Source organism: Fictibacillus phosphorivorans, from assembly GCF_001629705.1.
Taxonomy (GTDB): domain Bacteria; phylum Bacillota; class Bacilli; order Bacillales; family Fictibacillaceae; genus Fictibacillus; species Fictibacillus phosphorivorans_A.
The window spans coordinates 3,891,527-3,916,154 of record NZ_CP015378.1; the positions used below are offsets into that span (position 1 = coordinate 3,891,527).

The following is a 24,628-nucleotide window of genomic DNA, read 5'->3' on the forward strand; positions in this document are numbered from 1 at the left end:
TCACGAACTGTGTACCTCACTTTTCATATAGTCGGCAATCCTTTTTCCCGTTATAGCGGAAAGCAGAATGCCGTTTCGGTAATGTCCTGTTGCAAGAATGAGTCCCTTTTTACGAGGATGTGGTCCTATATAAGGTGTACCAGATAGTGTTTGAGGTCTTATGCCTCCCCATGCTTTTTCAAAATGAGCATCTCGCAAATCTGGCATAATCTGCTTTGCTTTCTCCATCAATTCAAAAAGACCTGAAAATGTAACTTCTTCATCAAAGACGTGTGGTGTACTTGTCGCTCCGACAAAAATTCGGTTTTCTCGCTTTGGAACGAGGTAGCAGTTTTTGTATTTAACAGTGCCTGTGAGGAGTGGGCGCTGTGTTTTAAAAGAAAGACATTCCCCTTTCACCGGCACCATGTTAAGGGAAGGCTCTAGTTCAGAGCTCCACACACCTCCGGCTATTATGATGCGATCAGCATGAAATGTTTCCTTCGTTGTTACGACGCCAGTCACTTTGTTGTCAGTTTGCAGAAGTTGAACCACTTTGGCATGCTCTTTAACTTCAGCTCCGAGAATTTTTGCAGATTGATAAAAAGCGTGGGTAAGTTTATAAGGTGATACTTGAGCATCTTTTTCAAAATAGAGAGCTCCCTTTACAAGTTGCGACAACGCAGGTTCTTCCCTAAGTAGGTCGTGTGCTGGAAGCAAGAAAACTGCTTCACATTGATCATGACGCTCAGCCGCTTCCCTTTTAAGATCAACTGCTTCACTCTCTGTAAAAGCCAGCTCATAGATCCCCTTCTGAATTAGTTCGATGTCTATTCCACAAACATTGAAAAGCTCCTGTGATAGAGAGCTGAAAGAGTCCCGACTTTCTTTTGCGAGCACATAGAGTGGATGATCGCTCTGAAACTCCATCTCTGCACCAAGCATGCCAGCTGCAGCACTTGAAGCCCTGTTACCAATTGTTTCTTTTTCAAGAAGCAGCACAGACTTGTTTCGTTTAGAAAGCTCATAGGCGATGGAACAGCCGATTACGCCGCCTCCAATAATGATGGCATCATACGTTTTGCGCATCCCACACCTCCAGTTGTTGTTTGTACAGCTTCACAGCTTGTAGTGGTGATTTTGCTTCTAAAATGCCCGACATCACTGCGATTCCAGTTGCACCCGTTTCGATGACATTCCGTACGTTTTCTGGTGTGATGCCTCCGATCGCGATGACTGGAATTGTGGTTTGATCTACTACACGTTGAAGCTGATCTACCCCTCTTGGCTCTGCATCACGTTTGGACGCCGTCTTAAAAATATGACCATAGATGATGAAGTCGGCGCCATGATGTTCAGCATTCTGTGCTTCTGAAAAGGAATGAACAGAGCAGCCGATTATCATTTCTGGCAGAGCTCTTCGCACTTGTGACACATTTAAACTGTGATGTGCTAGCTGAACACCGTTTACGCCTAGGCAAAGAGCTACATCCACCCGATCATTTACGATGATTTTAGAGGAAGGCACTCCTGCTTTCTGCAGATGTTCGATAAGATGACTGACTTCTTTAGCAGACTTTGTTTTTTCCCGTACATGCAGCATCGTTATATACGGATGAATGTTTGCGGCTATTTTCACTAAAACATCATCATTTTGTCTTCCCGTGGTAATCACATGAAGCTGTTTTTCCACAATAAAAAACCACCTCCTTTATGCAGCAAAGAGGTGGTTTCACAGTTTTTAAGAATATATAGCGAAGTATCTGATCCACACACCACTTCCCTACGCTGGTTCTAACCAAATCAGGTTCCAAGGGTCTTAAAGTTCACTTTAATCTCAGCCTTAACAAAGGCACCCCTAGTGGTAATGACTATTTAGTTTTGTATACTACCATTCTATCGATAAAGGGCTTTCATAACAACCTGTTGCAGAAAATAAGGTACAAAAAACCAGCCAAAGTAAATTACTCGGACTGGTGTTCACTCTATTTTCTAGCTTCCTTTATATAAATCTCTACCATGTCACTTTTGTTTTCAGCAGCATCCGTTGCATTTGAAAACAAAATAGCATGATTTTTTTGTTTGATAAACCTAACCACAAAGCTTCCCTTTTCATCTGCTTTAGAGGAACCAATCACATTTCCGACTTGATCGGTAACTGTAACTGCAGACTGAGGTTCTGCCATCCCTGCAATCATTTCCTTTGTCACTTTAACAACGGTTGGAGCTTTAGGCGCAGTTTTATCTGAAACTGTAATAGTTACAACTTTTGACTCGTTGCCCGCTGCATCAGCAGAACTTATTGTTAATAAAGTCCCCACTTTTTGTGAGGGGATTTCAATGGTAAAAGTACCATCTTTGGTTGCCTGGCCTTTTGCCAACAACTCTCCACCTGCTAAAACAGTAATTGTTGATAGCGGCTCCGCATTGCCCGTTATTATAGTAGTATTATCGCTAACTTCATTAACAAAAGGAATGCTTGGAGCAATCTTATCGTTGTTTACAAAAAGCTTACCAAATTCAGCTGGATAGTCTTCACTACTGTATGAATAATTCGCTTCGTTTCCGGCTAAATCTATAACTTTTATATGTTTCACAAACCAATCTCCATACTCAGCATCATTAGGTATTGGTATTGTGGTGTGCATCAATCCGCTTTCATCCAAATAATCTGAGCTCCCTTTTAACATCTGAGTACCACTTGGACTCACTAATTCAATTTCTATATAAGCTGGTACGGTTTGAGAATCTTCAGCGTAAATTGTTAGTTTTACTTCTTCGTTACCTTTTACTTCTGGTGTTTGGAAAATTACTTTATTAATTGTTGGAGGTGTAAAATCAAATTCCGTGTTTTCTACAGAAAACGTATCAAATGTATTTGGATAGTTTTCTGCTGAATACATATTTTCTAAAACATTACCTGCAAAGTCCTTAGCAATAATTTTAGAAACTCTCCATTCACCTGGTTCAGTGTAAGGCGGAATTGTAAACTCCCCTATAAATATGCCTTCATCGTTAGGGAAAAGGGCTGTGCTCGTTTCTCCTTTACCCGTCGGACTCGTCATATGAATCTCAATACTTTCAATACCACTGCTATCGTCACTTGCCGCAACTCTTACTGTATTTGAATCTTCAGTAACCATTGAATTTTTTTCAAATGTTACACTTTCAATCATTGGTGCATTCACATCGTCGTTATCGTTTACAACCAAAAATGTATCAAATCCAACTGGATATTCTTCTTCATAAAACTGATGATCAACATTTCCTGCATTGTCCTGTGTGTATACATTCCATACTTTAAGCGTTGAATTTTTGATATAAGATGGAACGACAAAATCAGCTGACCATGAGCCCTCTTCATTTGGATAGATTCCATCTATATAAAGTCGTTGTCCCATTTCATTTCTCAATTCTACTGAAAGAAAGTTGATTCCAGAGACATCATCTTCTGCCACAAGCTGAATTGTATTATCTTTGCCTGCTTCTACGCTTTCATTTACAAATTGAATGCTTGATACCATTGGTGCTGTATTGTCAGGATTGTCATTCATCACTTGAATGGTGTCAAAGAATGTTGGGTACTCACCCATATAATCGTCCCAATTATACTGATTGCCTGCTGCGTCACCAGCATATATCCAGTCCACTCTCCACTCACCAGGGTCTGTAAACTGCGGAATCCACCACGTGGCTTCAAACGTTCCATCTTCTGTTTTAATAAAATCAGTTACGTGATTGTTTCCTCGTCCAGTTGTATTATAAAGCCCAAGAGTTATCCACTCTACTTCTGTATCATCACTTGCTGTTACAGTAACCTTTGTAAAATCACCGGCTTGCACTTGTTCTTTTTCAAACGTAATTGCATCCACAGTTGGTGCTGTTACATCTACTTCTTGCACTTCATTTAATATAGTAAAGTCGTAATCTTCAGGTTGCTCTATTTGTTCACGTGTAAACGTACTACTGTTATAGCTGTCATCGTATAGATAAATACTCTGAAGCTGCCACGTACCTACTTCTTCTAAAGAAGTAGCTGTAAACTGTCCTTTCCAATGGTCTGGACCCGATAATTCAATTACATGTTCTTCTCCCTGCGGAGACTGATACGTGAGACGCGCTTCCAGCATAAAATAGGCGGAATCAGGTGCATAAAGATCAAATCCAACCCGTTCGTTTATTTTTGCTTGTTGCGAACTTACTAATAAACTCTCATACCTCGGAAAGTCATCGTTTGCAAAACTAGTAAAAGGAAAAATGCTAAATACCAATACTACCATTAAAAATAATGAACCTAATTTCCTTTTCAACTCTTTCTTCTCCCCATTCCATTCATATCACTGCTTCATTATCATACAATAACAACTGGAAAAATAAAGATATTTTTTGATAATTTTAGAAAATAGTTCTTGACTACTAAACAACATAAAAAAGGTGCTGCCAAAACACTTCAGCAGCACCCTTACGAATCTATTTTTTTATAGAAGCAGATAAGCTAGTGGAGTCGCTATAATCAATGCCAAAACCGTGCGCTGGAACCAGATAATTAGTAGTTTTGGAACACTGATTGGGATTTCTGTTGAGAGTACACACGGTATACTTGCGGATAAAAATAGAATGGAAGCTACGGAGACGACGCCGATTACAAATTTCGTGACAATTGCCGCTTCCGCTACTAAGAGTGCAGGCAGGAACATTTCAGCAACACCGATGGAAGCCGCTTTTGCAGCAAGCATTGCATCGGGAAGCTGCAGGGCCCATGTGATCGGATAGAAAACGTAGCCCAACCAGTCAAAAACAGGCGTGTATTCTGCTAACAAGAGGGCAATTAAACCGACACTCATAATGGAAGGCAATATACTCATCGCCATCAGAAAACCGTCTTTTAAATTCGACCAGATATTTGTAAAAAATGCTGGAGCATTCTGAGAGGAATCCATCGCGTTTCTCCAAGCCGTTTGCAAGTATTTCTCATTCACCTCTTCCTCAGGCTGACCTTCCCCACCTGAGTACGTATCATCCATTCTGCTTAACGGACGAATTCTCACAGTGATTGCCGTTACTAAGAAAGTGACCACGAGCGTCGTCCAGAAGTAGGTGTTCCACATCTCCATAAGCCCTAACGTTTTTGCCACAACGATCATGAACGTTGCAGAAACGGTAGAGAAACCAGTTGCAATGATCGCTGCTTCTTTTACCGTATATTTTCCTTCTTTAAACACGCGGTTCGTGATGAGTAGACCGATCGAATAGCTGCCGACAAAGGAGGCGACGGCATCGACTGCTGATCTGCCCGGTGTTTTCCAAATGGGTCTCATGATTTTTTGCACGAGCACCCCTATAAACTCCATCAGCCCATATCCTACAATAAAGGCTAGGAAGACAGCTCCAAGTGGAACGAGCAACCCAACAGGAATCACAAGTTTCTCAAATAAGAACGGTCCCATGTTCGGATCACTCAACCAGCTCGGACCCCATTCAAAGTAAAGTAGGACAGCTGCAACGAGTCCTACAACTTTTAATAAAGAGAACGTAGTTGTGACTCGGTCTTTGTTCCACGTTTTCGTGTAGAACGGATATACAGCACCGAGCAATATGACGAGCAATGCATAAAGCGGCACTGCTTCACCCGCCGTATCCCTTACCCACGTTACAAGGTGATCGAGTGGAATCGACGACTTTCCTTTCACTGTGATCGGAATGAAGAACATGAAAATACCAACTGCACTGAACAAAAGAAATTTTAAAGAATGAGACCAAGAACCCGCAGTTTTCATTACTTCCAACTCCCTTTCCGCTTGATGAGCCTGCACTTGTCAGGCCCTCTCTACATCTTATCGGGACAAAGTTCGAAATATGACGAGTCGTGCTTGTACAATTTTTATAGGTTATCTTCCGTTTTTGTGTCTTTACATGTCTGATGACAACGTATCTAGGGAATAACAGTTACATAATCAAAGAACAGGAGTGTTTTGTGCATGAAGTATTTTATCAACGTGAACAAAAGTGTAGAAGAAGAGTATGGAAAGATGTTTGTATATGATTCTGAACGCAACAAAGAGAACGAAGACGAACTGGAAGTGTTGAACAATCTAGACGAACAAGATAAAGGAAAACCTTATATTTTTCCGAAGAGCTTCTTGTTAGAGGTTTCAGCTGAGGATTATGAGAGGTATGCTGAGGCGAAGAGAAGTAATGAAGATGTGGATAGTGTCACCGAAAATATTTTAGAGAAGTATAGAAAATAGATTTTTTAAAGCGAGTACTCCTTATGGAATTACTCGTTTTTTGTATAAAAAAGATGCCGCTCCCCAAAAGAAGCGACACCCTACCAAACTAATTCTTATTAATCGTCATCACAATATCTTTCGTGTTCTTCCCAATTGCGCCGCCGTCATTTTTAAAAATAGTCGTTTTGTTCTCTTCTGACGGTTCGATATGAATGTTCAGCTTGTTCTCTCCTGCATTCAAATTCACCGTGTGCGAGAACGACATGTCATTGTTGATTGTAACTGGCTGACCGTTGATCGTCATCACACCTTCTTTGATGGCATTTCCTTTTAGGGTAATCGTGTCAGATGTTACAGTCTGGCCATCCGTATGAGAAGTAACGACAACCGGCATATCGATCCATCGTAAAATCTTATCTTGAACGACCATTGCATTGCCGCCTTGGTTCGTTACAACAAAACTCAAATCTGTTCCTGTTGCACCATATCCGTAATAACTTACATCATCATCATTCGGATTACCCGGTGTATGATCAGCAAGACCTTCTTGATCCCAAGAGCTGTTCTTTGCGTATTTGTAGGTAATCACTTCGCCTTCTTGCGCTTCAAACGTATATTCATAATCGTTCGTTACTGCACCGCCACGCGTCATCTTCCACGCACCTGTGTTCCAGCCGTTCTTGCTGCCTGGCATCGTCACATCGACGCCTTGTGGTGTATAAGCTGGTGCGTTTACTTTCATTGTGACTTTTACCATAACAAGGTCAGGCGTAACCTGAACGGCGTTCGACTTCACGCTGTTACCGGCTTTGTCGTAGATGTGCACTTCGTAACTGTAGACTTTTCCGTTCGTTACATTCAGATCTTTGTACGTTGTGGCACTCGTATCGAGAACTTGGTCGATAACTTCTCCATCACGCACAATCGTGAACAGATAAGGCTCGTTCGCGCCTTCTACAGACCATTTCAGATTCACTTGTCCTGATTCTTGCGCTGGTTCTTCTAATGTTACTGATGTTGCAGGAGCAGTCGTGTCATCGCCTTTTGTAAAGGTAACCGTCTTTGTTTCACTCGTCACCCACGTTCTCCCTAAATCGGTTGAGAACGCATAACGATATTGATACGCTCCTTCTTTAAAAGGTAAGAAATCTGCGCTAAACGTGTTATATTCTCCGTTTTGAGCGGTGTACGTCCCTTTATGAGATGTCCAGTTCGTTTTGCCTGGCTCTTTTACTTGCAGCTCACTCTGTAAGCCTTCTGCAAGATCTGTTTCTGTTTCACCTGTGATTTTGATATCAGCTGAAACCGTTTGTGGGTTAGATAGGTCGATCACACCATTCTTTAACGCTGTTACATTTGAAATGTTATAGTTTCCGTCCTTTAACGCCACATGAGGAATCGCAGCTTTTGATTCTGTTTTTAGAGATTCGTTGTTGTTTTTATCAATGGCAACCACTGCAAAATAATACTTGCGTCCGTTGTTCAAGTTATCAATCTTAATTGAGTTGCCTTTCGTTTCTGCTACTTTTTCATAAAAAGCACCAGAGATCGTAGTTTGATAGATTGCGTAACGTTTTGCGTCACCTTTCCAGAAAAGTGAAACTGCGTGACTGCTTTCTGACGCTTTTACATCTTTCACCGCTTTTGGCGCTTTCAGATTCTGGTGCTTATCTGAAACGAGCATACGACCACTCATCGCAGGAACAGTTACTGTTAGCTTTCCATCCTTTACAGCTGTTTTGTACTTTTTGTTCAGCTGATCTGTTAGCTTTACGTTGTTTACGATCAGCTTCTTCACGTCCAGTTCAACGGTCTTATCTTCGTTGCCGCGGTTTGTGATTACAAGAGCTGCATTTTTCTTATCTGTACGAGCGTATGCTAGCACATCTTTTTCAGCGTATAGATGGTGAAGCTCACCATAACTGAAGAGATCGTGGTAATCACTACGTACTTTTCCGATATTTTGATAATGCTTGATCAGATCTTTGTCTTCAGAGCCCCATGGATACGTTCTGCGGTCATCCGGATCTTTAGAACCCGTAACACCCGCTTCATCTCCATAATAAAGAGTCGGTGCTCCTGCATAGCCCATCTGTAAGATTGCCGCAAGCTTCAGTCGTTTCACACCTAGCTCATGATCGTACTTCGGATCCAGCTCAGCACGCTCGTAAGAATCTGTTCCGTTTCCAAGGATAAACGCTGCCCGTGGTGTGTCATGAGATCCCATCAAGTTCATCAACGCATAAAACGCTTCTTGTGGGTAATCTTCAAACACGGCGTTCATCTGGTTCTCTGCACCTTCTGCGTTACCGTTCTTCAAGTAATCGATCATCGCACCGCGGAAACGGTAGTTCATAACCGAATCATACAGATCACCAAGGAAGTATTCAGACGCATCATCCCAGATCTCACCTAGGATTAATGGATCTTCTTTCTTACCTTCCTTAAGTTCTTTTCGGAACTCTCTCCAAAACTCTGTATCTACTTCGTTCGCAACGTCCAATCGCCAGCCTGATGCACCACGATCTAGCCACGATTTTGCAGCAGAATCTTTGTCATACATGATATAGTCTGCGAACGGCTTGTTGTTCAACTCTGAATCATAGTCTACCGCTTCACCTGGAATCGATTTGATCTCAGGAAGTGAGTCAAAGCCCCACCATGCTTGGTATTTATAAACACCGTTCACTTTTTCATTCTCAATGTTAAACCAGTTATGGAAGCCGTATGGACTAAACTCTTGTCCTTCTTTCTTGAACTTCGCTTCTGTTTGTTTTTTTGCTTCTGTTTCTGTTAGACCTTTTGAACTCATCAAGTCGTAGATGCTTGCCCAATATTCGTACGCTCCGACCGTTTTATATTTGCCGTAACGGTCAAAATAGATCGAATCGTCTCCAACATGGTTGAATACACCATCAAGGATCAAATGCATCTTGCGTTTTTTTAGTTCTTTTGTAAAAGCCTTAAATTCTTCTGGTGACCCAAACATCGGATCCATCGCTTTATAGTCCGTCGCATCATACTTATGGTTGGATGCTGCATGTGCGACCGGGTTTAAGTAAAGTGTATTAACGCCAAGTGACTCGATATAGTCTAATTTCTTCTGGATACCAGCAATATCGCCGCCAAAGAAATCGTTCGACCAAATTTCGTCTCCATCATAGCCTTCTGTTTCTGCTTGACGAGGGTTGTCTGGCAGCTCATTCCAATCTCTGTGCTCGATCGGCTCAGTGCCACGCGCTGTTGTTTTTGCTTTATCGTTCTTTTTGTTTCCGTTATAAAAACGGTCCGGGAAAATCTGATACACAACCGACTCTTTCATCCAGTCAGGTGTTTTATAAGACGGATCGTACACGGTCATCTGGAATAGAGCGGCGTTCGTATCGGCTGCTGCTCCTTTTCCACCTTCACCCGTATCTTCTCCATATTCTTTTACCGCATCTGCATCACGCGCGGTGAATTTATAGCCGTACACACCTTTTTCTTCAGGTGTAACTGTAGCTTCCCACAGCTCAATGTCTTCGCCGTTCACTGTCGTCCAGCCAGCATTCACCATATCTTTTACCGTTGTATTGCCGGAGTTATAGTTACGAAGATATAGCTTTGCGCCAGTCAGATCGCCCTTTTTCGTTTGAAGGCGCAGTGTTACGTCTTGTCCAGCTTTGATCGCTCCAAACGGCGCGCGAAACGCTTCGTTCCATGTATCATGGTGAAGCTTGCCTGCGTTCACGCTGCCATCAGGAAGACCCGCGTCATAGTTCGTGTACACTTCTTTTGTGTCATGATTGTAGAAAAACGTGATCTCTGAGTCTTTTAGTACGTTCAATTTCAAGTTGTCTGTCGGGTAATTTGGTGCATCCCAATTGTTGCCGAGCACAATCTTAAATTCGTGCTTTCCTTTTGGCACTTGTGCGGTGTATGTGTAGATGTTGTCACCGTCTTCATCTTGTAAAAGAGCGGTTGATTCACCAGGTGTCCACTCGCCACCTGCTCCGATATCCGGCTGGATGTCACCTACGATTCGCGGTGTTTTTTCGGCAGGAAGTGGTTCTGGAATCGTTAATTTATGAGTCGTATCGTCGTAAACGAATGTCACTTCTTTTTCCGTGTCGATCGTCAGCTTGTAGTTGTCGCCACCTTGTTTTCCGTCCACTCCATAGTTCTCATCCCAAGAACCATTGATCGCCACCTTGTATTCATAGGTGCCGGCAGGAAGTTTTCCAGTAAGCTTGTACTTTCCGTTCGGTTGAAGTTCCATTTTTGTAGCAGTGTCTGCAGGGTTCCAGTCACTTGAACCGCCAAGTTCAGATTGCAGATCTCCAACAAGCGTCACGGTGCGCTCCACAGCTTTTGTTGAAGATGGTTGTATGAGTAATGCAGATGCAAACGTTTGCAAAATTAGCGTAAAAAGCAGTAACCAAGAAACTCTGTTGCGAGATTTCATTTTCCTCACTTCATTTCCCCCTTTTATTGGTGTGCAAATTAGCGAAAGCGTTTGCACAAATGGTTATAAGATAACGCTTTCATTCCTTTTATTATGCCATGTTTTTAAATATTGGAAATGAGTCCTTCGGCTGATAAAGTCTATCTTAAATGGGTATATTTTCATATTTTTCAGATAATGGGGTATTAGGAGAAGATTGTGCAAGTATGGCCGGGGATAAAATTTCTTCCTTACATGATTGATTGCTTTTATTTCCTTATCCCCTTTGACAGTTGATTGGAGTGAAAGGTGCGAGACTCCTACGGGACAGGTGGGCAGTTAGAAAAGTGGAAGTGGCTCGTTCAGCCCCGACAAGCAAAAGTTGAATGGACTAGAAAGGCGCACTTTGCCTTCTTGTCCAGTTAACTATTGACCTCGAGGGGCTAGCCACTACAACTAGACAGGTGAGACACTTAAACGTGAAACGTTCGAATGTGGCTCACCGCCTGCCCCGTGGAAAGCGAGCAACCTGGAACGGAGATCAACATCTCACATAAAGTCCAAAATAAAAACCGGGTACTTTCCAACAGGTAGAGGCCCGGCATTTCTTTTATCTTATTCAGCTGACTCTTCCGTTGATTCCTCATCTGTTGAAGTTTCTTCATCTTGAGTATCAGATTGCTCTGTGCTTGTATCTTCTTCAGTATTCGTGTCTTCCGCGTTGCTACATGCAGTGATCAAAAATATTGCCAAAAGAGATGCTCCGATTTTAGCCAAAAACGTTTTGCTCATTGTTTAATTGCTCCCTTCGGATTTTCAATATGATTTTTGCATGAGTATGGGATTTCTTTGTCCCTGTTCAGAATATATCATGAAAAAAACCCGAAAAGACGCAATTTACCAAGTCATAACCAACACTTTACATTTCTAAAATCAGCTTTATATGAGCTTAATAATTAAACATCATAATGCAGCACATATTGCGGCCCGACTGGACCAGGTTTGATCTGACCGCGATCTACAAAACCTACTTTTTCGTAAAGCTTTTTTGCTAGTTCGTTCTTAAAGTTTACAGCTAGGATGAGTTCGTTTACTTCTGGAAAATGTTTAGAAACAAATAGAGGAAGCTGCAGCATCGCCTCTTTTGCGAAACCTTTTCCTTGCTCGGGATGATTGATGGATAATGCACGAATCACCATCGCGTTCGGGTTTGCAGTAAAATCTCCAATGTTTTCACCCTTATGCAGAACGACAAAACCTACTGTTTTGTCATCAGCTTCAATAACCACAGGATGACGACCCCTATCTTTTTCACACTTTCTTAAGGCATCACTAGGCATAGCCGTGAATTTTTCTTGCTCCTGAGGTAAATAGAACGCGTTTAACGCATCTCGATGTATCTCGTTAAAGAATGTTAGTCGTGTGTTTGTCATCTATGTAACTCCTGTTCGGTTTTATTGAGTGATGAGTGACTCTGCAGCTTCCAGCCAAGTTTTTGCCATAAGTTCGTTCCCTTTTCGTCTCATATGTACACCGTCTGTTGTTAAGGACACATCTGGCTTTTTGTTTAGATGATTGATAAAAACTTCATGTGTTGGTACGAGCACGGCATCGAATTCTTTTGCTAAATTCCGAACGGCTTCCACATACGGAATCAACAGCTGGTTCCCTTGGGATTGTGTGTTTTCTTTTATGATCGTCGGTTCCATTAAAACAAGTTTCGTTTTTGGTGAAAGTTGAGATAACAGGCCGCGGTAAACCTCCTCAAATTGAGAAACATCCACCTGCTCCAATTGAGGACTGTCAAGCTGTCTCCACACATCGTTGATTCCGATCGATACGGATAGCAGATCAGGCTCAAGATCAATTACATCTCGCTGCCACCGAAAAGGGAGGTCTGTTACACGATGTCCGTTCACACCTTTATTGACCACCGTTACTTCCTTTGACAAGACTTCTTTAATCATGCGAACATACCCGTCACCAAGTCGATCTGGGTCTGTGTTTTTATTTGAAGCTGTAATGCTGTCACCTATAAAAATAATCTTCATAGCCATTTCCCTCCCTGTTTTCTTTATTCTATTTTATCATGTTGAAGCGAAAAATTAGGTTTTAGAGGATTTTACATACTTTCTTTGAATATGTATAAAAAATCCTTTTTTAAGGAGGGTAAATCATGCTAGAAACAGCGGTTCAGCAACCAAAAACGTTAGGTCAAACGGAAATGAGGCCGTCATACCGAATAGATTTGCGCGAGTATCGAGACAGGAAAGAATATGAAAAGTTTGTAAAAGTGAATACGGTGAACGATTGGTCCACTGTGACGTGGAAAGACATTGGCAAACCGTATGAAGTGACTTCTTTTTCAAAAGAAAAAACAGAGTGGGAACAGACGCATGGTGAGATGCTTCCCGTTCATACGTCTTGGACGATGTTCAACCAGTCCTTTCACGAATGGTTCTCTAAGGATGTACCCGCTGAGATTGGGGATAAAAAGAGCGCTTTTCTTAAAAGTTTAACAAGCTTTAAGCCTCGTGAAGTAAAAACGGCACTCGGTGATTACGTGCGGATTCACCTGTGGAATTATGTGCACCGCATTCAGGACGGCATCTGGGACCCGCGTGGAAAACGAGCTTTGTTTGATGGACTGGACGTTAAGAAGCCACGCATTCTATTTTTGGGTGCTGCTGAAGGGTATGAAGCGATGCAACTATCTGCGATGTATCCTGACGGTGAAGTGGTAATGGTCGATTATGACCCGTTCTGCCGGGATACACGGTTTGCAGAGTTTCCTGAATCATATCCATTTTTGGGGAAAAATTCACGAACGGGCGGAGACAAGGTTTTTTATAAAGACGACTTTAACATCTCATATGTCGTGGATGATATACGCAATCTCCCATATGGCAAAGAGTTCGATATCGTGCTCAGCGTCGGGTTGTTAGAGCATTTTCCTGACTCTATGAAAGCTGAAGTTGTTGAATGGCATCGAAAATTCTTGAAATCGAGCGGCTATATCGTGATGACGACACCTCGTGCGCAAATGCGTTCCAAGCTGTATTACGAGATCATGGCGGATGTGATGAACCATACGTACCGCGAGCTAATGACGTTAGAACAGATGGGACTCTATCTGCATGAAAATGGTCTGGAGATCATGCGCCATGGGTACATCAAGGTGCATAACGGAATCGTGGCGAGGGCGAAATAGGCGTATAAGTGAAACCTGGAGGATGGTCCAGGTTTTTTATTTTGATTGGATTGGAAGATTTCCTGTTAGCAAGTTCTCTAATGTAGTGTGATCAAGCAGATTGGCAACAACATCTCGAACGAGGCGCCATAAAGGCTGCAGCAGACAGGCTTGTTCCTCGAGTGGACAATGCTCGTATGACGTAACGCTCACACAGCTCATCGGGGCGAGCGGTCCTTCTATATCACGAACAACTTCACCAATACAGATTTTTGAAGGTCCTCTTTTAAGCGTATAACCCCCACTTGCCCCTCTCTTGCTTTTCACATAGCCTAAGTTTTTTAAAAGTAACAGAATCTGTTCCAAGTAATTCGAAGGAACAAGGGTCTCTCTTGCAATTTCCTTTGTTTGAACCAGTTGTGGATATTGTGCACCTAACACGATCAACGCTCGAAGCGCATATTCTCCTTTGCTCGAGATCTTCATAACCCTCCTCCTTCCCATCTCTATCACTCTATGGTTAACCGTTCAATTTATTCCAAGGTGCGTCCATTTATTATGCGTTGCCGTTACGCTTGTCCCTTAAGCCTCATACCATATATAAAGGCGACTTCGTTTATCAACAATGTCGTCAAAGGTAGCAAAGGGGAAATGGAAGTTGGATTTTACACAAAAAATTGAGCGTGTATTTCGCACGGTTTCGAATATTCATGTAGCAAATGTAGAAGATATCATGCTACAGCTCTCTCCTACTTTTCAGGATGTAGAAAAATATTTAGTAAAGCCACAAGATTTGGAATACGGAAGGAATGTACTTTTTAAGAATGAAGGTATTGAAATACTATTAATCTTCTTACCTCACTTTTCAAAAACACTCGTTCATGATCACGGCTTTTCTTCTGGTTGGATTTATGTGGTGGAAGGTTCTGTGTTGAATCTTCTGTATGCGAAGGGAAAAGATGATGTGAAGTATGAGAGAAATGAATATTACCAAAAAGGTGAACTTTTTTCTGTGAAGGGTGATACGACGCACGCCATGTACAACCCTTCGCTCTCCGCCACAGTGACGCTTCACATCTATTCTCCTCCACTTGGGACGGGGCAGGTGTATAAGCCTCATGAATAATTACGGTGATCACTATATTAATAGCTTAAAAGACGAGCGTTCTGTATGGCTGAACGGCAAGGTGACAGATGTTACGACAGATCCTCATTTTACTGGGACATTATCTACGATCAGTTCTTTATTCAATATGATGGATAGCGCTGAGCATCAGGATAAGATTAGCGTAGTGCAGCATGTTAGAAATCAACAGCAACGCGTACACACGTCTTTTTTAGTTCCTCATTCACAGGATGATCTTCTAAAACGAAGGATCGCTTTTGAAGCTTGGAGCAGAGCGACTTCAGGCGTAATGAGCCGTTTGTCCGATTATGCCCGATCTCGTTTAACAGGTTGGTACGGAAACCGATTGACATATGACACTTTCGATAAGCATTTTGCTGAAAAAATAAAAACGTATTACGAAAAAGCACGAGATGAAAACCGTTTTCTAACGGTTGTTCAGCGAGATCCGCAGATTAACCGGGGTGTGAGTGGCGAGGTTCTTGCCGAAGATCTTGGCCTTCTTCGTATCACAAGAAAAACCAGCGAAGGGGTGTATGTGAGTGGAGGCAAGATGATTGCTACAGCCGCTCCGTATTCCAACGATCTTATCGTGTTTCCTGTTGCAAAGTGGGGTGAAAACGAGAAGGCATTAGCTAGTGCGCTGATTGTTCCGGCGAACAGCAAGGGCTTGCATATGATTTGCAGAGCAGGGTTTAATTCTGAGAATGTGGCGCGTGCTGATTATCCGCTTAGTTCTGCTTTTGATGAGATGGACGCGGTTTTGATTTTTGACGATGTTCTAATTCCATGGGAAAGAGTATTATTATATGAAAATCCTAATGCGGTTTGGCAGTTTAAAAATGATCCTGTCGCAAACGCTCTTGCCTATCATCAAGCGATCGTTCGCCTTCAAGTAAAACTGGAGTTCACAGCCGCGATTGGATACGCTATTGCAGAAAGCATCGGCGCCAATCAGTATTTACACGTACAAGAAAAATTAGGTGAACTCCTTATGCAGAGTGAAACGATAAAAGGGCTTGTCATTGCGAGTGAATCGGCGGGGAAGTTTAATGATCAAGGCATTTTTCTGCCTCACTTTTCGTTTATTGAAACAGCAAGAAATCTCGGAACCTCGTATTATCCGCGCGCGATTGAATTGTTGCAGCTGATCGGAGCAGGAGGATTCATTCAAACGCCATCTGTTATCGCTGATTTCGACGGTCCGATCGGCCATCTGTTGGAAAAGTACTATAGAGGTAAAAACATTGATGCTGTTGAAAAGACAAAATTGTTTAAATTAGCGTGGGATTTGATAGGCAGTTCGTTGGGCTCGAGACACGAATTGTACGAGCGCTTCTATGCCGGCGATCCTATCCGAAATAAAGCTGCTCAGTATGCAGGGTATGATAAAGCGGACCTTAGGAAGATACTTAATTTGTATTTGTGATAGTCTAAACAGCTAACAGAAGTCGTAATATGTCGAAAATCGGATAAATAAATTTATACACGGAATTATTGGGCTTATACCCGGAATTAATGTGCTTATCTGCGGATATAAAAAGAATTACCTCGTAATTATTAAAAAGCGATCGTCTTGTGCGGACATATAGGTAAAGTGTCGTTTCCACAAGTACACTACATCAAAATATTTAATTATTATTCAGCTCTGATTTTGAATAGTTATGTCTTTCAACAAGAATTCCCTAATTTCTGAAACAGAGTTAATAATTTTTGTAGGTTTAATAGCTGTAAGTTCTTCCATTGAACCATACCCATAGGTAACTCCTATTGAATCGATACCTGTGTTATGCGCCCCAATAATATCATGCTTTCTGTCACCGATCATGATGAACGATTCCTTTGGTTGATCGTTGTAATGGTAAAGAATGTGCTGGATGATCTCTGTTTTGCTCGTGCGTGTTCCGTCGAGATTGCTGCCAACGATCAGGTCAAAATGGTGGTGGACGTTGAAATATTTTAAAATTTCTTCTGCAAATACGGTAGGTTTTGAAGTTGCGACAACTAATGTATGGCCATTGTCTTTTAGTTCTTGAAGAAGTGTGGGGATATGTTTGTAAAGTGTGTTTTCGAACATGCCTACATCTTTGAAACTTTCACGATAGTACGTGATGGCTGTTCCAACCTGTGTCTCATCAAAGGAATAGCATTCGTAGAATGATTGCTGAAGCGGCGGTCCGATGAAAGATTCTAAGTCATCCAGATTTTCTTCTGAGATTCCCATTCTATTAAGGGCATATTGAACAGATTTTGTGATGCCGATTTTAGGATCGGAAAGCGTGCCGTCTAAGTCAAACAATATATATTCATAATTCTTCATCATCATATATGCTCCTTCGCTGCCATATTTTGAAAGCTCAAAATAAAAATAACATAAAAAGAAAGCTTGAAATAGGACATACACCCTAAGGGAATGCTCCATTTCAAGCTTTTATGATAATTGTGTGGGGTCAGACCCCTATTTGCCTAGTGCGAAGGTGATCTCGACTTCGCAGGCTACTTGGCCATCCACAGTTGCGATTCCTTTGCCTTTACCGATCGAACCACGCACACGTGTCATCTCAACTTCAAGGCGAAGTTGATCGCCTGGTACGACTTGCTTTTTGAAGCGGCAGTTATCAATGCCTGCGAAAAATGCTAGACGTCCGCGGTTTTCTTCTTTCTTCAGCATCGCGACTGCACCTACTTGAGCAAGTGCTTCTACGATCAGTACGCCTGGCATAACCGGGTACTCTGGGAAGTGGCCGTTGAAGAATTCTTCGTTTGCTGTAACGTTCTTGATTCCAACAGCACGCTCTCCCTCTTCTACTTCTAAGATGCGGTCGATCAGCAAGAACGGGTAACGGTGCGGAATGATTTCTTTAATTTCTTCAATCGTTAACATATACAAACATCACCTTTCACTTATGGCTTCTAATTTATTTTTATTATACTTGGTATTGTTACCTGGTACTAATTTTACATCAAAAGAAAACAATGACTACATACAATGCCATTGTTTTTTTATTATATCTTTACGCATCTTTTTCTACAAGGTCGATGATGTGTGTCCATGTTTCTTTTTCAAACACGTTCATCGGCTTACCGTCACCAATTACGCCATAGCCAACCATCGTACCAACAGCAAAACAGACGATGATTCCACAGACAAGAAGCAGAAGACGCAGCCAGATCGGAAAGCTTCGTTTCGTTCGGCGTTGGTACCACTGTTTCTTCTCTTCTTTAGAAGACGTTTCTTTCTCTTGGTAACGCTGTGTTTTCGGTTTTTCGTTTTTATTCAACTCTTGCATCTTATTCGTCATACAAACCTACCTCATTTAGCGAAGCCCGTTTACTAACCCCATCATTTGGTCAGCAATTGTAAGAGAACGCGCATTAAATTGATAAGAACGCTGTGTTTGAATCATTTCCGTCATCTCCGTGGAGATGTTTACATTCGAGGATTCGAGTGCACCTTGCTGAACGAAGTTACCTGCTCCAGCATTTACTTCCTCTATCAGTTGATTCAACGGAATGTCCTGTGGCGCTTGCAAGTTCTGTCCAACAGCTACCATCAACTGAGGCCGAACCATGTTCACAATCGCAAGCTGTCCTGATTCAACAATCGCTCCATTATTTAACGTTACCGAAACTTGACCATTTTGTCCAATGGTAATTTTGCTATGGTCAGCTGGAATCGTAATCGGTCCATCTACACCTATTACTTTATTGCCCTCTGATGTAACAAGCTCTAACTCATTGGCGTTGTTAGCAGACGGTGACAAATAGAACGCGCCGTCTCGTGTGAACTGCAACGATTCATTTCCATTGTTATCTACAGCGGAAACTTGAAAATAATAGCTAGGCTGTGTGAGCGCCACATCAAGAAGCCTGCCTGTCTGCTGGAGCGTGCCAGCTTCTAAACTGAGCGCAGTTGAAGAAACACGCGCACCGCTTCCAAGCCGAATTCCGTTTGGTGTTAGACGACCCGCTTCAGTCGGATTCAGCGCTTCACTATTAATCTGCTGAAAAAGAATATCCGAAAATTGAGCCTCACGTCTTTTATAGCCATTCGTCGTGCTGTTCGCCATGTTATTGGAGATGGTATCGAGCTTGTGCTGCAGCTGCCCCATCGTTACTGCTGCTGAAATCATAGACTGGTTCATGTTTTGATCCCCCTAACCGATTCGGCCAATTTCGTTCGATGCTTTTTCCATCGTTCGGTCGTAAGCTTGAAGTACTTTTTGATTTGCTTCAAACGCCCGATAAGCCGTCAGCATCTCTGTCATCGTCTGTTCCGTGTTCACGTTCGAACGTTCTACAAACCCTTGCTGCACGTTGTACGTGATGTTTGGATTCCCAAGAGCACTCGGCGCATTCCCGTTTCCATCAAGTCTGAACAAGCCTGTGCCTTCTTTTACAAGATTATTAGGGTTCGTGATGTACGCAACGTCAATCTGCCCCGCAACTCTACCGTTATCAAGCACCGTACCGTCTTTGTTCACTGTGAAATTGTCGCTTCTCACCGTGATCGGGTTGCCGTCTGTTCCGAGCACATAATAGCCTTCAGGCGTTACAAGACTTCCTTCTGCATCAACTGAAAAATGGCCATTTCTCGTAAAGCGTTCTTCACCGTTTACGTTCAATCGGAAAAAGAGTCCGCCCGGCTTTCCTGTTTCCGGGTCAAGTGGAACTTGTCCTTGAAGAAGCGCCATATCTGTTTTGATTCCTGTCTCGCGCATGTCTCCTTGCAGAAAGTTAGGAGTCGTTTCCTGCACGTAAACACCTGTTGATAGTGCAGCAGGTCCAATCGGGTAGTTGTTCGGCAGTTTTTTTCCGTTCATTTCCGTCTCCCCCATATGCTGAAGCAGCATAGTAGGGAACGTGCGCAGACTCGCATTGTCCGCTTTATATCCAGGCGTATTCGCATTCGCCATGTTGTTCGTTAAAATTTCTTGTTTGCGCTGCTGTGCCAGCATGCCGGCTGCAGCATTATAGAAGCCTCTTAACACGGAGTATTCCTCCTGTATTTGTAATCTGGACACAAAATGTCTCTTCTGTTGTATCGACAGTTTTTTACAATTATTAATAGAATTCTGCAAAAATTGTGAGATTCCTTTTTCATGATGAGGATTTTGTCCTAGAGGTGGTGAGGAGAAGTAAAGCGGCTTAGAGCAGAGGCTCCCAACCAGCCTTGTTTGTCGAAAAGCCTATAAATCCATTTGAAGGACTATAAACTTTTGTGAAGGACTATAAAAGTTGTTTTAGGGCCTATAAATTTTATTTTCAGGCCTATAAAGTTCAACTTACGGCCTATAAGCTGGTTCTTCTAATCATTTTCCCTTTCACATCTTCCACACAAAAAAATGCCACCCCAATACGGGAGGCATTCCTTCATTAAAATACTTTTCTTTTTGCGATTTTATCCATATGTTCAAGCATTAAGCCTGTTCCTTGAGCGACTGCTCTCATCGGCTCTTCTGCGATCAATACAGGTACTTTTAATTCGTCTGCAAACAGCTGATCAATTCCGTGAAGAAGCGCTCCACCACCTGTTAGCATGATGCCACGGTCGATGATGTCAGCGGATAATTCAGGCGGCGTTTTTTCTAGAACACTCTTTGCCGCTTGAACGATAACCATTACTGGCTCCATCAAGGCGCGTTGGATTTCTTTTGAACCTACTGTAATTGTACGCGGAAGTCCTGATACCATGTCACGGCCACGGATCTCGAGCTCTTCGTCGCGCTCGTAAACGGTAGCGACGTTCAACTTAATGTTTTCAGCAGTACGTTCACCAATCAACAGCTTGTACTCTTTTTTAATATATTGAAGGATTTCAGTATCGAACTTGTCCCCAGCCATCTTAATAGAAGAGGACGTAACGATATCTCCCATGCTCAAGACCGCAATGTCAGTTGTGCCACCACCGATGTCCACAACCATATTGCCGCTCGGCTGGAAGATATCCATCCCCGCCCCAATTGCAGCCACTTTAGGCTCTTCTTCAAGGAAAATATGTTTTGCTCCGCACTTTTGCGCAGCTTCTCTGATCGCTTTTTGTTCAACGGACGTAATGTTCGTTGGTGTACAGATCAAGATTCTAGGTTTGGCAAACATGCCTTTTACGTTAATCTTATTAATAAAATGTTTTAGCATCTGCTCAGTTACTTCAAAGTCAGCGATAACGCCGTCTTTTAACGGACGGATCGCCACGATGTTTCCAGGTGTACGGCCTACCATGCGGCGGGCTTCTTCTCCTACTGCGAGTGCTTTTCCGGTATTCGTGTCGATCGCAACGACAGATGGCTCATCGAGTACGATCCCTTTTCCTTTTACATAAATCAGTACATTAGCGGTACCAAGGTCAATTCCAACGTCCCTTGAAAACATGTTATATCCTCCCTGTTAACATCCATACGATATAATGACATTTTTAGTAAAAAATCGAAGTTCTATCCAATTTATCATTATATCACAAGTCTGTCGAACAAGGTGAAATATTGTCAAAAATTAATTATTTGGCATTGGAACGAAGCGGCACATAATGTATTATCGTTTCATCTAACACCCTTACATGTCATAAACTTACTGAACAACTTCCTCTGTGCCTTTTTTGTACTTTACGCGAGTCGCTTCTCCACCTCTCAAGTGGCGGATGGACTTATGGTATTCGAGGATCTCTTTTACGTTGTTTGCAAGATCAGGATTAATTTCAGGCAGCCGCTCGGTGAGGTCTTTATGCACCGTGCTTTTGGAAACCCCGAATTCTTTTGCGATCATGCGGACTGTTTTTCTTGTCTCCACGATATACCGTCCTATCTTGATGGTTCGCTCTTTGATGTAATCGTGCACACCACTCGCCTCCCTAAAATGGATGTGAGAGATGCGATAGAGACTTGTATGAACAAGCTACGTGACAAGTTTCGTTGTCATCTTCGGCTTATAAGTATTGCTTCCATTCCCCTTTTTCCACCGCAGCCATAGTACGATTTCTCACCGCTCACCCTCAATTGAATTATTGTAGGTTTTGTAACATCTTATTAACCAAGTTTTCGTTATATGCCTAAATCTCAACTGGGACAAGGGGAAATGTCCATATTTGGGAAAAAACCTGCATAAACAGTTGGAAAATTAAGTTATTTAAGTGAATGTGGATGAAGAAGAAAATTTTCACGGTACGTGTTTTTATATGTATTACGCGTTCGCCGGTAAACGTGCTTTTTTCACCGGTAAAACTTCTGTGACCACCTGAAAATCGCTTCGTTACACCGGTGATGCAATCGTGACCACCTGAAAAGAGGAGTTTTTCACCGATAAGTGGTCACATCTGTCTAAAAAAACAAAAAAACTGCCTCGGATTGAACCGAGACAGCCTTATTTTTGCAATTATTCGCTAGCGCCTGAGTCGTCTGCTGCAGGAGCATTCGTATCTTCGGCTGATTGAGATGATGATTCTTGCTCACGGTTGGCATCTTTACCATCTTTGCCATCCGTGTCTTTCGTATCTTTTGTATCTTTTGTACCTTTAGAATCTTTTGTGTCCTTAGAGTCTTTAGACCCTTTGTCTTCAGACTTTGGTGCTGACTTCTTTTCTTCAGCAGGCTTTTTCTCTTCTGCTTTTTTCTGCTCTTCAGCGGCTTTCTTCTCTTCCGCTTTTTTCATCTCTTTACGAGAGTCATCAACTGCGGTTGCAAGTTGTGCAACAGATTGGTCCCAAGCCATCACTGGGTCGACTGCTTCTCCGTCTTTACGAACTTCGAAGTGTGCGTGGATCTTCGCATCTGTATCGTATGCGTTCTCACCAGCTTGTCCTAAAACGGCACCTTGCTTCACTTGGTCACCTTGCTTTACAGATACAGAAGCAAGAGATGAGTAGTGTGTGACAACACCTTTGTCGTGTTTTACTTCAACAACAAACCCTAGTGCAGGATCTTTAGAAACTTTTACAACGCTTCCGCTTAATGCTGCCGTTACGTCGAATGCTTTGTTATCAGCAGTCGCTAGATCAATACCGCGGTTTTGGTAGTAGATATTGTTATAGAATACAAGAGCTGCTTCTTGTTCTTGAGCTGGAGCTTCTGGGCTAAAGAAATCTTTTACCACTTCAATGGCTTCAGGGTCAGAAACGGGCATTTGAAAAACTTCTTTTGTAAGGGATACAGGCACTGCTGCTCCATTGTCCTCTAATGCGCTATCTGGAGTATTATTATTCTCCGTATTCTTCGCATCGTTTTGATACCATAGAACAGAAGTTAGAATGACTGCTGCAAAGCTTAAATATACTGCAGGATAAACCCAACGTTTTTTCATAGCACTCTTACCTTTCATCGGTACTGTTTTTTTGTTTTGTTTTTCTTCTTCTTTCATTTTTCATCACCTCAGCAACAAGTTTGAACAGAATTCTGAAAATATATACTTTGGCGCAAAACTTTTTTGAAAGTTTCTTTCGACAATTGAAAAAACCGCTCAATGCCTGATGACATCTAGCGGTTTCAATCAAAACATAAAGAGGGGGTCTGACCCGGGTCAGACCCCCTACAATTTAGACACAATTCACTGAGGCTGGTACGCGAGGCCCTTGTCAGCAATCGGTTTATAATCCGTAATCTTAATCCCTTTGTAATAGTGATTCACGATCTCTTTGTATGTCTTTCCTTCCTTTGCCATGCCGTTCGCGCCATATTGGCTCAACCCCACTCCATGACCATAGCCGCGTGTTGTGACGGTAACTTGCTTTCCTTTTTTCTTCATCTCGAAATCTGTCGAACGTAGCTCTAGCTTTTCTCTTACTTCTTTTCCGGTGAACTCTTTATTCCCGATTGCCCATTTTCCAATTCGATTACCGCTCGTTGTGGCTACAACTTTCCCGATCTGACCGTCCTTCGTTAATGAGACGCCGAGCTTCTGTTCTACGGTGCTGACAGGCAGCTGGATAGTCTCTGTGTATTTAGGAGACTCTTTTTTATCCCAAGGACTCTCTACACTTCGTAAATACGGATATTCGTTCTTCCAATAATCCTCGGAATTCACGGTGAACCCGTTGCTAGTGGAAAAGAAACTCGCCTGAATCGGATCTCCTTCATACGTTAAGATCTGTCCTTTTGTCTCAGAGACCGCTTTGATGATCTTCTCTATCTTTTTGTTGAAGTCATCTCCCCAAAGCGTTTCTAACTCTTCGTTTCCTTTGTACACTTGATGCATCACCGTGTCTGAGACGACTGCCCCTTCTGGCAGACTACCATCTTTACCGCGGTTTAGTAGAGCTTTTACGATAAACGTTCTTGCGGTCAACGCTTGTGCTTTCAGCGCTTCTAACTCAAAGTCGGCAGGCATTTCAGAGGCTACTACTCCCGCTACATACTCTTCCAACGGAATGTTTTGAACCGTATCCATTGATTTTCTGAAAACAGGCACGACGATGTCAGAATGAGGGATTTCTAAAGCTAGCACTCTCTCAGACGGACGTGCAGCTTTCTCTTCTTTCCACTGGGGAGGAGCTGAGGAAAATGGTAGTACGAGTATCGTCGGGAGAAGGACGATGATAGCGACAAAAATAGCTAGAATCCAAATCAGCGGCTTAATATTTACATTCACGGTTTCAATGCCCTCCTAGATTGTTATCTACCATACAACTTATACAAAAAGAGGGGCATTTAGAACTCGAAACTAGCATTTTTACAATTGAATGGAGCTCCCTA

Annotated in this window: 22 protein-coding genes and 1 riboswitch; of the genes, 4 read left to right on the forward strand and 18 right to left on the reverse strand. The window is 42.5% G+C overall.

The window, feature by feature from the left end:
• The 4 genes from thiO to ABE65_RS19785 all read right to left on the reverse strand — a co-directional run bounded on the left by thiO (position 1) and on the right by ABE65_RS19785 (position 5,756).
• Entirely contained in the window at positions 1–1,068 is a 1,068-nt protein-coding gene (thiO, locus tag ABE65_RS19770; protein ID WP_066398809.1) for a glycine oxidase ThiO, read from the reverse strand.
• Positions 1,052–1,672 carry a thiazole tautomerase TenI gene (tenI, locus tag ABE65_RS19775; RefSeq protein ID WP_066398812.1) on the reverse strand — a complete coding sequence of 207 codons (621 nt, stop codon included), beginning with the start codon at positions 1,670–1,672 and terminating at the stop codon, positions 1,052–1,054. The genes thiO and tenI overlap by 17 nt, the downstream gene beginning before the upstream one ends.
• 70 nt (positions 1,673–1,742) lie before the next feature.
• A riboswitch (TPP riboswitch) is annotated at positions 1,743–1,849 on the reverse strand.
• A gap of 115 nt (positions 1,850–1,964) precedes the next feature.
• Complete coding sequence (locus ABE65_RS19780; RefSeq protein ID WP_066398815.1) at positions 1,965–4,289, reverse strand: Ig-like domain-containing protein; 2,325 nt, start codon at positions 4,287–4,289, stop codon at positions 1,965–1,967.
• A gap of 168 nt (positions 4,290–4,457) precedes the next feature.
• Positions 4,458–5,756 carry a YjiH family protein gene (locus ABE65_RS19785; protein ID WP_066398818.1) on the reverse strand — a complete coding sequence of 433 codons (1,299 nt, stop codon included), beginning with the start codon at positions 5,754–5,756 and terminating at the stop codon, positions 4,458–4,460.
• Between the two features lie 201 nt (positions 5,757–5,957).
• Here ABE65_RS19785 and ABE65_RS19790 point away from each other — a divergent pair, with 201 nt between their 5' ends.
• The gene (locus ABE65_RS19790) at positions 5,958–6,227 is read left to right on the forward strand and encodes a hypothetical protein (protein ID WP_066398820.1); all 270 of its coding nucleotides are present in this window, start codon (positions 5,958–5,960) and stop codon (positions 6,225–6,227) included.
• Between the two features lie 88 nt (positions 6,228–6,315).
• Here ABE65_RS19790 and ABE65_RS19795 read toward each other — a convergent pair whose 3' ends face one another.
• From ABE65_RS19795 to ABE65_RS19805, 4 genes are all read right to left on the reverse strand, one after another.
• On the reverse strand, positions 6,316–10,653 hold the full coding sequence (locus ABE65_RS19795; RefSeq protein WP_082861603.1) for a pullulanase X25 domain-containing protein: 4,338 nt from the start codon (positions 10,651–10,653) through the stop codon (positions 6,316–6,318).
• 594 nt (positions 10,654–11,247) lie between these two features.
• Positions 11,248–11,424 (reverse strand): hypothetical protein, encoded by a 177-nt coding sequence (locus ABE65_RS21985; RefSeq protein ID WP_156499221.1) that lies wholly within the window; start codon positions 11,422–11,424, stop codon positions 11,248–11,250.
• Between the two features lie 164 nt (positions 11,425–11,588).
• Positions 11,589–12,065 carry a GNAT family N-acetyltransferase gene (locus ABE65_RS19800; RefSeq protein ID WP_066398826.1) on the reverse strand — a complete coding sequence of 159 codons (477 nt, stop codon included), beginning with the start codon at positions 12,063–12,065 and terminating at the stop codon, positions 11,589–11,591.
• Between the two features lie 21 nt (positions 12,066–12,086).
• Complete coding sequence (locus ABE65_RS19805) at positions 12,087–12,683, reverse strand: SGNH/GDSL hydrolase family protein (protein WP_330998110.1); 597 nt, start codon at positions 12,681–12,683, stop codon at positions 12,087–12,089.
• Positions 12,684–12,808: 125 nt separating this feature from the next.
• Between ABE65_RS19805 and ABE65_RS19810 the strand changes: the two genes are divergently transcribed.
• On the forward strand, positions 12,809–13,843 hold the full coding sequence (locus ABE65_RS19810; RefSeq protein ID WP_066398834.1) for a class I SAM-dependent methyltransferase: 1,035 nt from the start codon (positions 12,809–12,811) through the stop codon (positions 13,841–13,843).
• 36 nt (positions 13,844–13,879) lie between these two features.
• Here ABE65_RS19810 and ABE65_RS19815 read toward each other — a convergent pair whose 3' ends face one another.
• The gene (locus ABE65_RS19815; RefSeq protein ID WP_066398836.1) at positions 13,880–14,308 is read right to left on the reverse strand and encodes an RrF2 family transcriptional regulator; all 429 of its coding nucleotides are present in this window, start codon (positions 14,306–14,308) and stop codon (positions 13,880–13,882) included.
• Between the two features lie 172 nt (positions 14,309–14,480).
• On the opposite strand from ABE65_RS19815, the gene ABE65_RS19820 reads away from it, so the two are divergent.
• Entirely contained in the window at positions 14,481–14,948 is a 468-nt protein-coding gene (locus ABE65_RS19820) for a cysteine dioxygenase (protein WP_066398839.1), read from the forward strand.
• Positions 14,941–16,377 (forward strand): 4-hydroxyphenylacetate 3-hydroxylase family protein, encoded by a 1,437-nt coding sequence (locus ABE65_RS19825; RefSeq protein WP_066398841.1) that lies wholly within the window; start codon positions 14,941–14,943, stop codon positions 16,375–16,377. Before ABE65_RS19820 ends, ABE65_RS19825 begins: the two co-directional genes overlap by 8 nt.
• 213 nt (positions 16,378–16,590) lie before the next feature.
• Here ABE65_RS19825 and ABE65_RS19830 read toward each other — a convergent pair whose 3' ends face one another.
• From ABE65_RS19830 to spoIID, 9 genes are all read right to left on the reverse strand, one after another.
• Positions 16,591–17,268 (reverse strand): HAD family hydrolase, encoded by a 678-nt coding sequence (locus ABE65_RS19830; RefSeq protein WP_066400428.1) that lies wholly within the window; start codon positions 17,266–17,268, stop codon positions 16,591–16,593.
• A gap of 138 nt (positions 17,269–17,406) precedes the next feature.
• Positions 17,407–17,832 carry a 3-hydroxyacyl-ACP dehydratase FabZ gene (gene fabZ, locus ABE65_RS19835; protein ID WP_066398842.1) on the reverse strand — a complete coding sequence of 142 codons (426 nt, stop codon included), beginning with the start codon at positions 17,830–17,832 and terminating at the stop codon, positions 17,407–17,409.
• A 130-nt stretch (positions 17,833–17,962) separates the two neighbouring features.
• Positions 17,963–18,250 carry a DNA-directed RNA polymerase subunit beta gene (locus ABE65_RS19840; protein WP_066398845.1) on the reverse strand — a complete coding sequence of 96 codons (288 nt, stop codon included), beginning with the start codon at positions 18,248–18,250 and terminating at the stop codon, positions 17,963–17,965.
• Positions 18,251–18,265: 15 nt separating this feature from the next.
• The gene (locus ABE65_RS19845) at positions 18,266–19,093 is read right to left on the reverse strand and encodes a flagellar hook-basal body protein (protein WP_066398847.1); all 828 of its coding nucleotides are present in this window, start codon (positions 19,091–19,093) and stop codon (positions 18,266–18,268) included.
• A gap of 12 nt (positions 19,094–19,105) precedes the next feature.
• Positions 19,106–19,939, reverse strand: a complete 834-nt coding sequence (locus ABE65_RS19850) for a flagellar hook-basal body protein (protein WP_066398850.1) — start codon at positions 19,937–19,939, stop codon at positions 19,106–19,108.
• A gap of 385 nt (positions 19,940–20,324) precedes the next feature.
• Entirely contained in the window at positions 20,325–21,320 is a 996-nt protein-coding gene (locus ABE65_RS19855; RefSeq protein WP_066398851.1) for a rod shape-determining protein, read from the reverse strand.
• A gap of 195 nt (positions 21,321–21,515) precedes the next feature.
• On the reverse strand, positions 21,516–21,782 hold the full coding sequence (spoIIID, locus tag ABE65_RS19860; RefSeq protein WP_007203593.1) for a sporulation transcriptional regulator SpoIIID: 267 nt from the start codon (positions 21,780–21,782) through the stop codon (positions 21,516–21,518).
• 534 nt (positions 21,783–22,316) lie between these two features.
• Positions 22,317–23,297: a stage II sporulation protein SpoIIQ gene (locus ABE65_RS19865; RefSeq protein ID WP_066398853.1), complete on the reverse strand. Its 981-nt coding sequence runs from the start codon at positions 23,295–23,297 to the stop codon at positions 22,317–22,319.
• A 186-nt stretch (positions 23,298–23,483) separates the two neighbouring features.
• Positions 23,484–24,524, reverse strand: coding sequence for a stage II sporulation protein D (spoIID, locus tag ABE65_RS19870; RefSeq protein WP_231887833.1), 1,041 nt, complete (start codon positions 24,522–24,524; stop codon positions 23,484–23,486).
• Positions 24,525–24,628 lie beyond the last annotated feature (104 nt).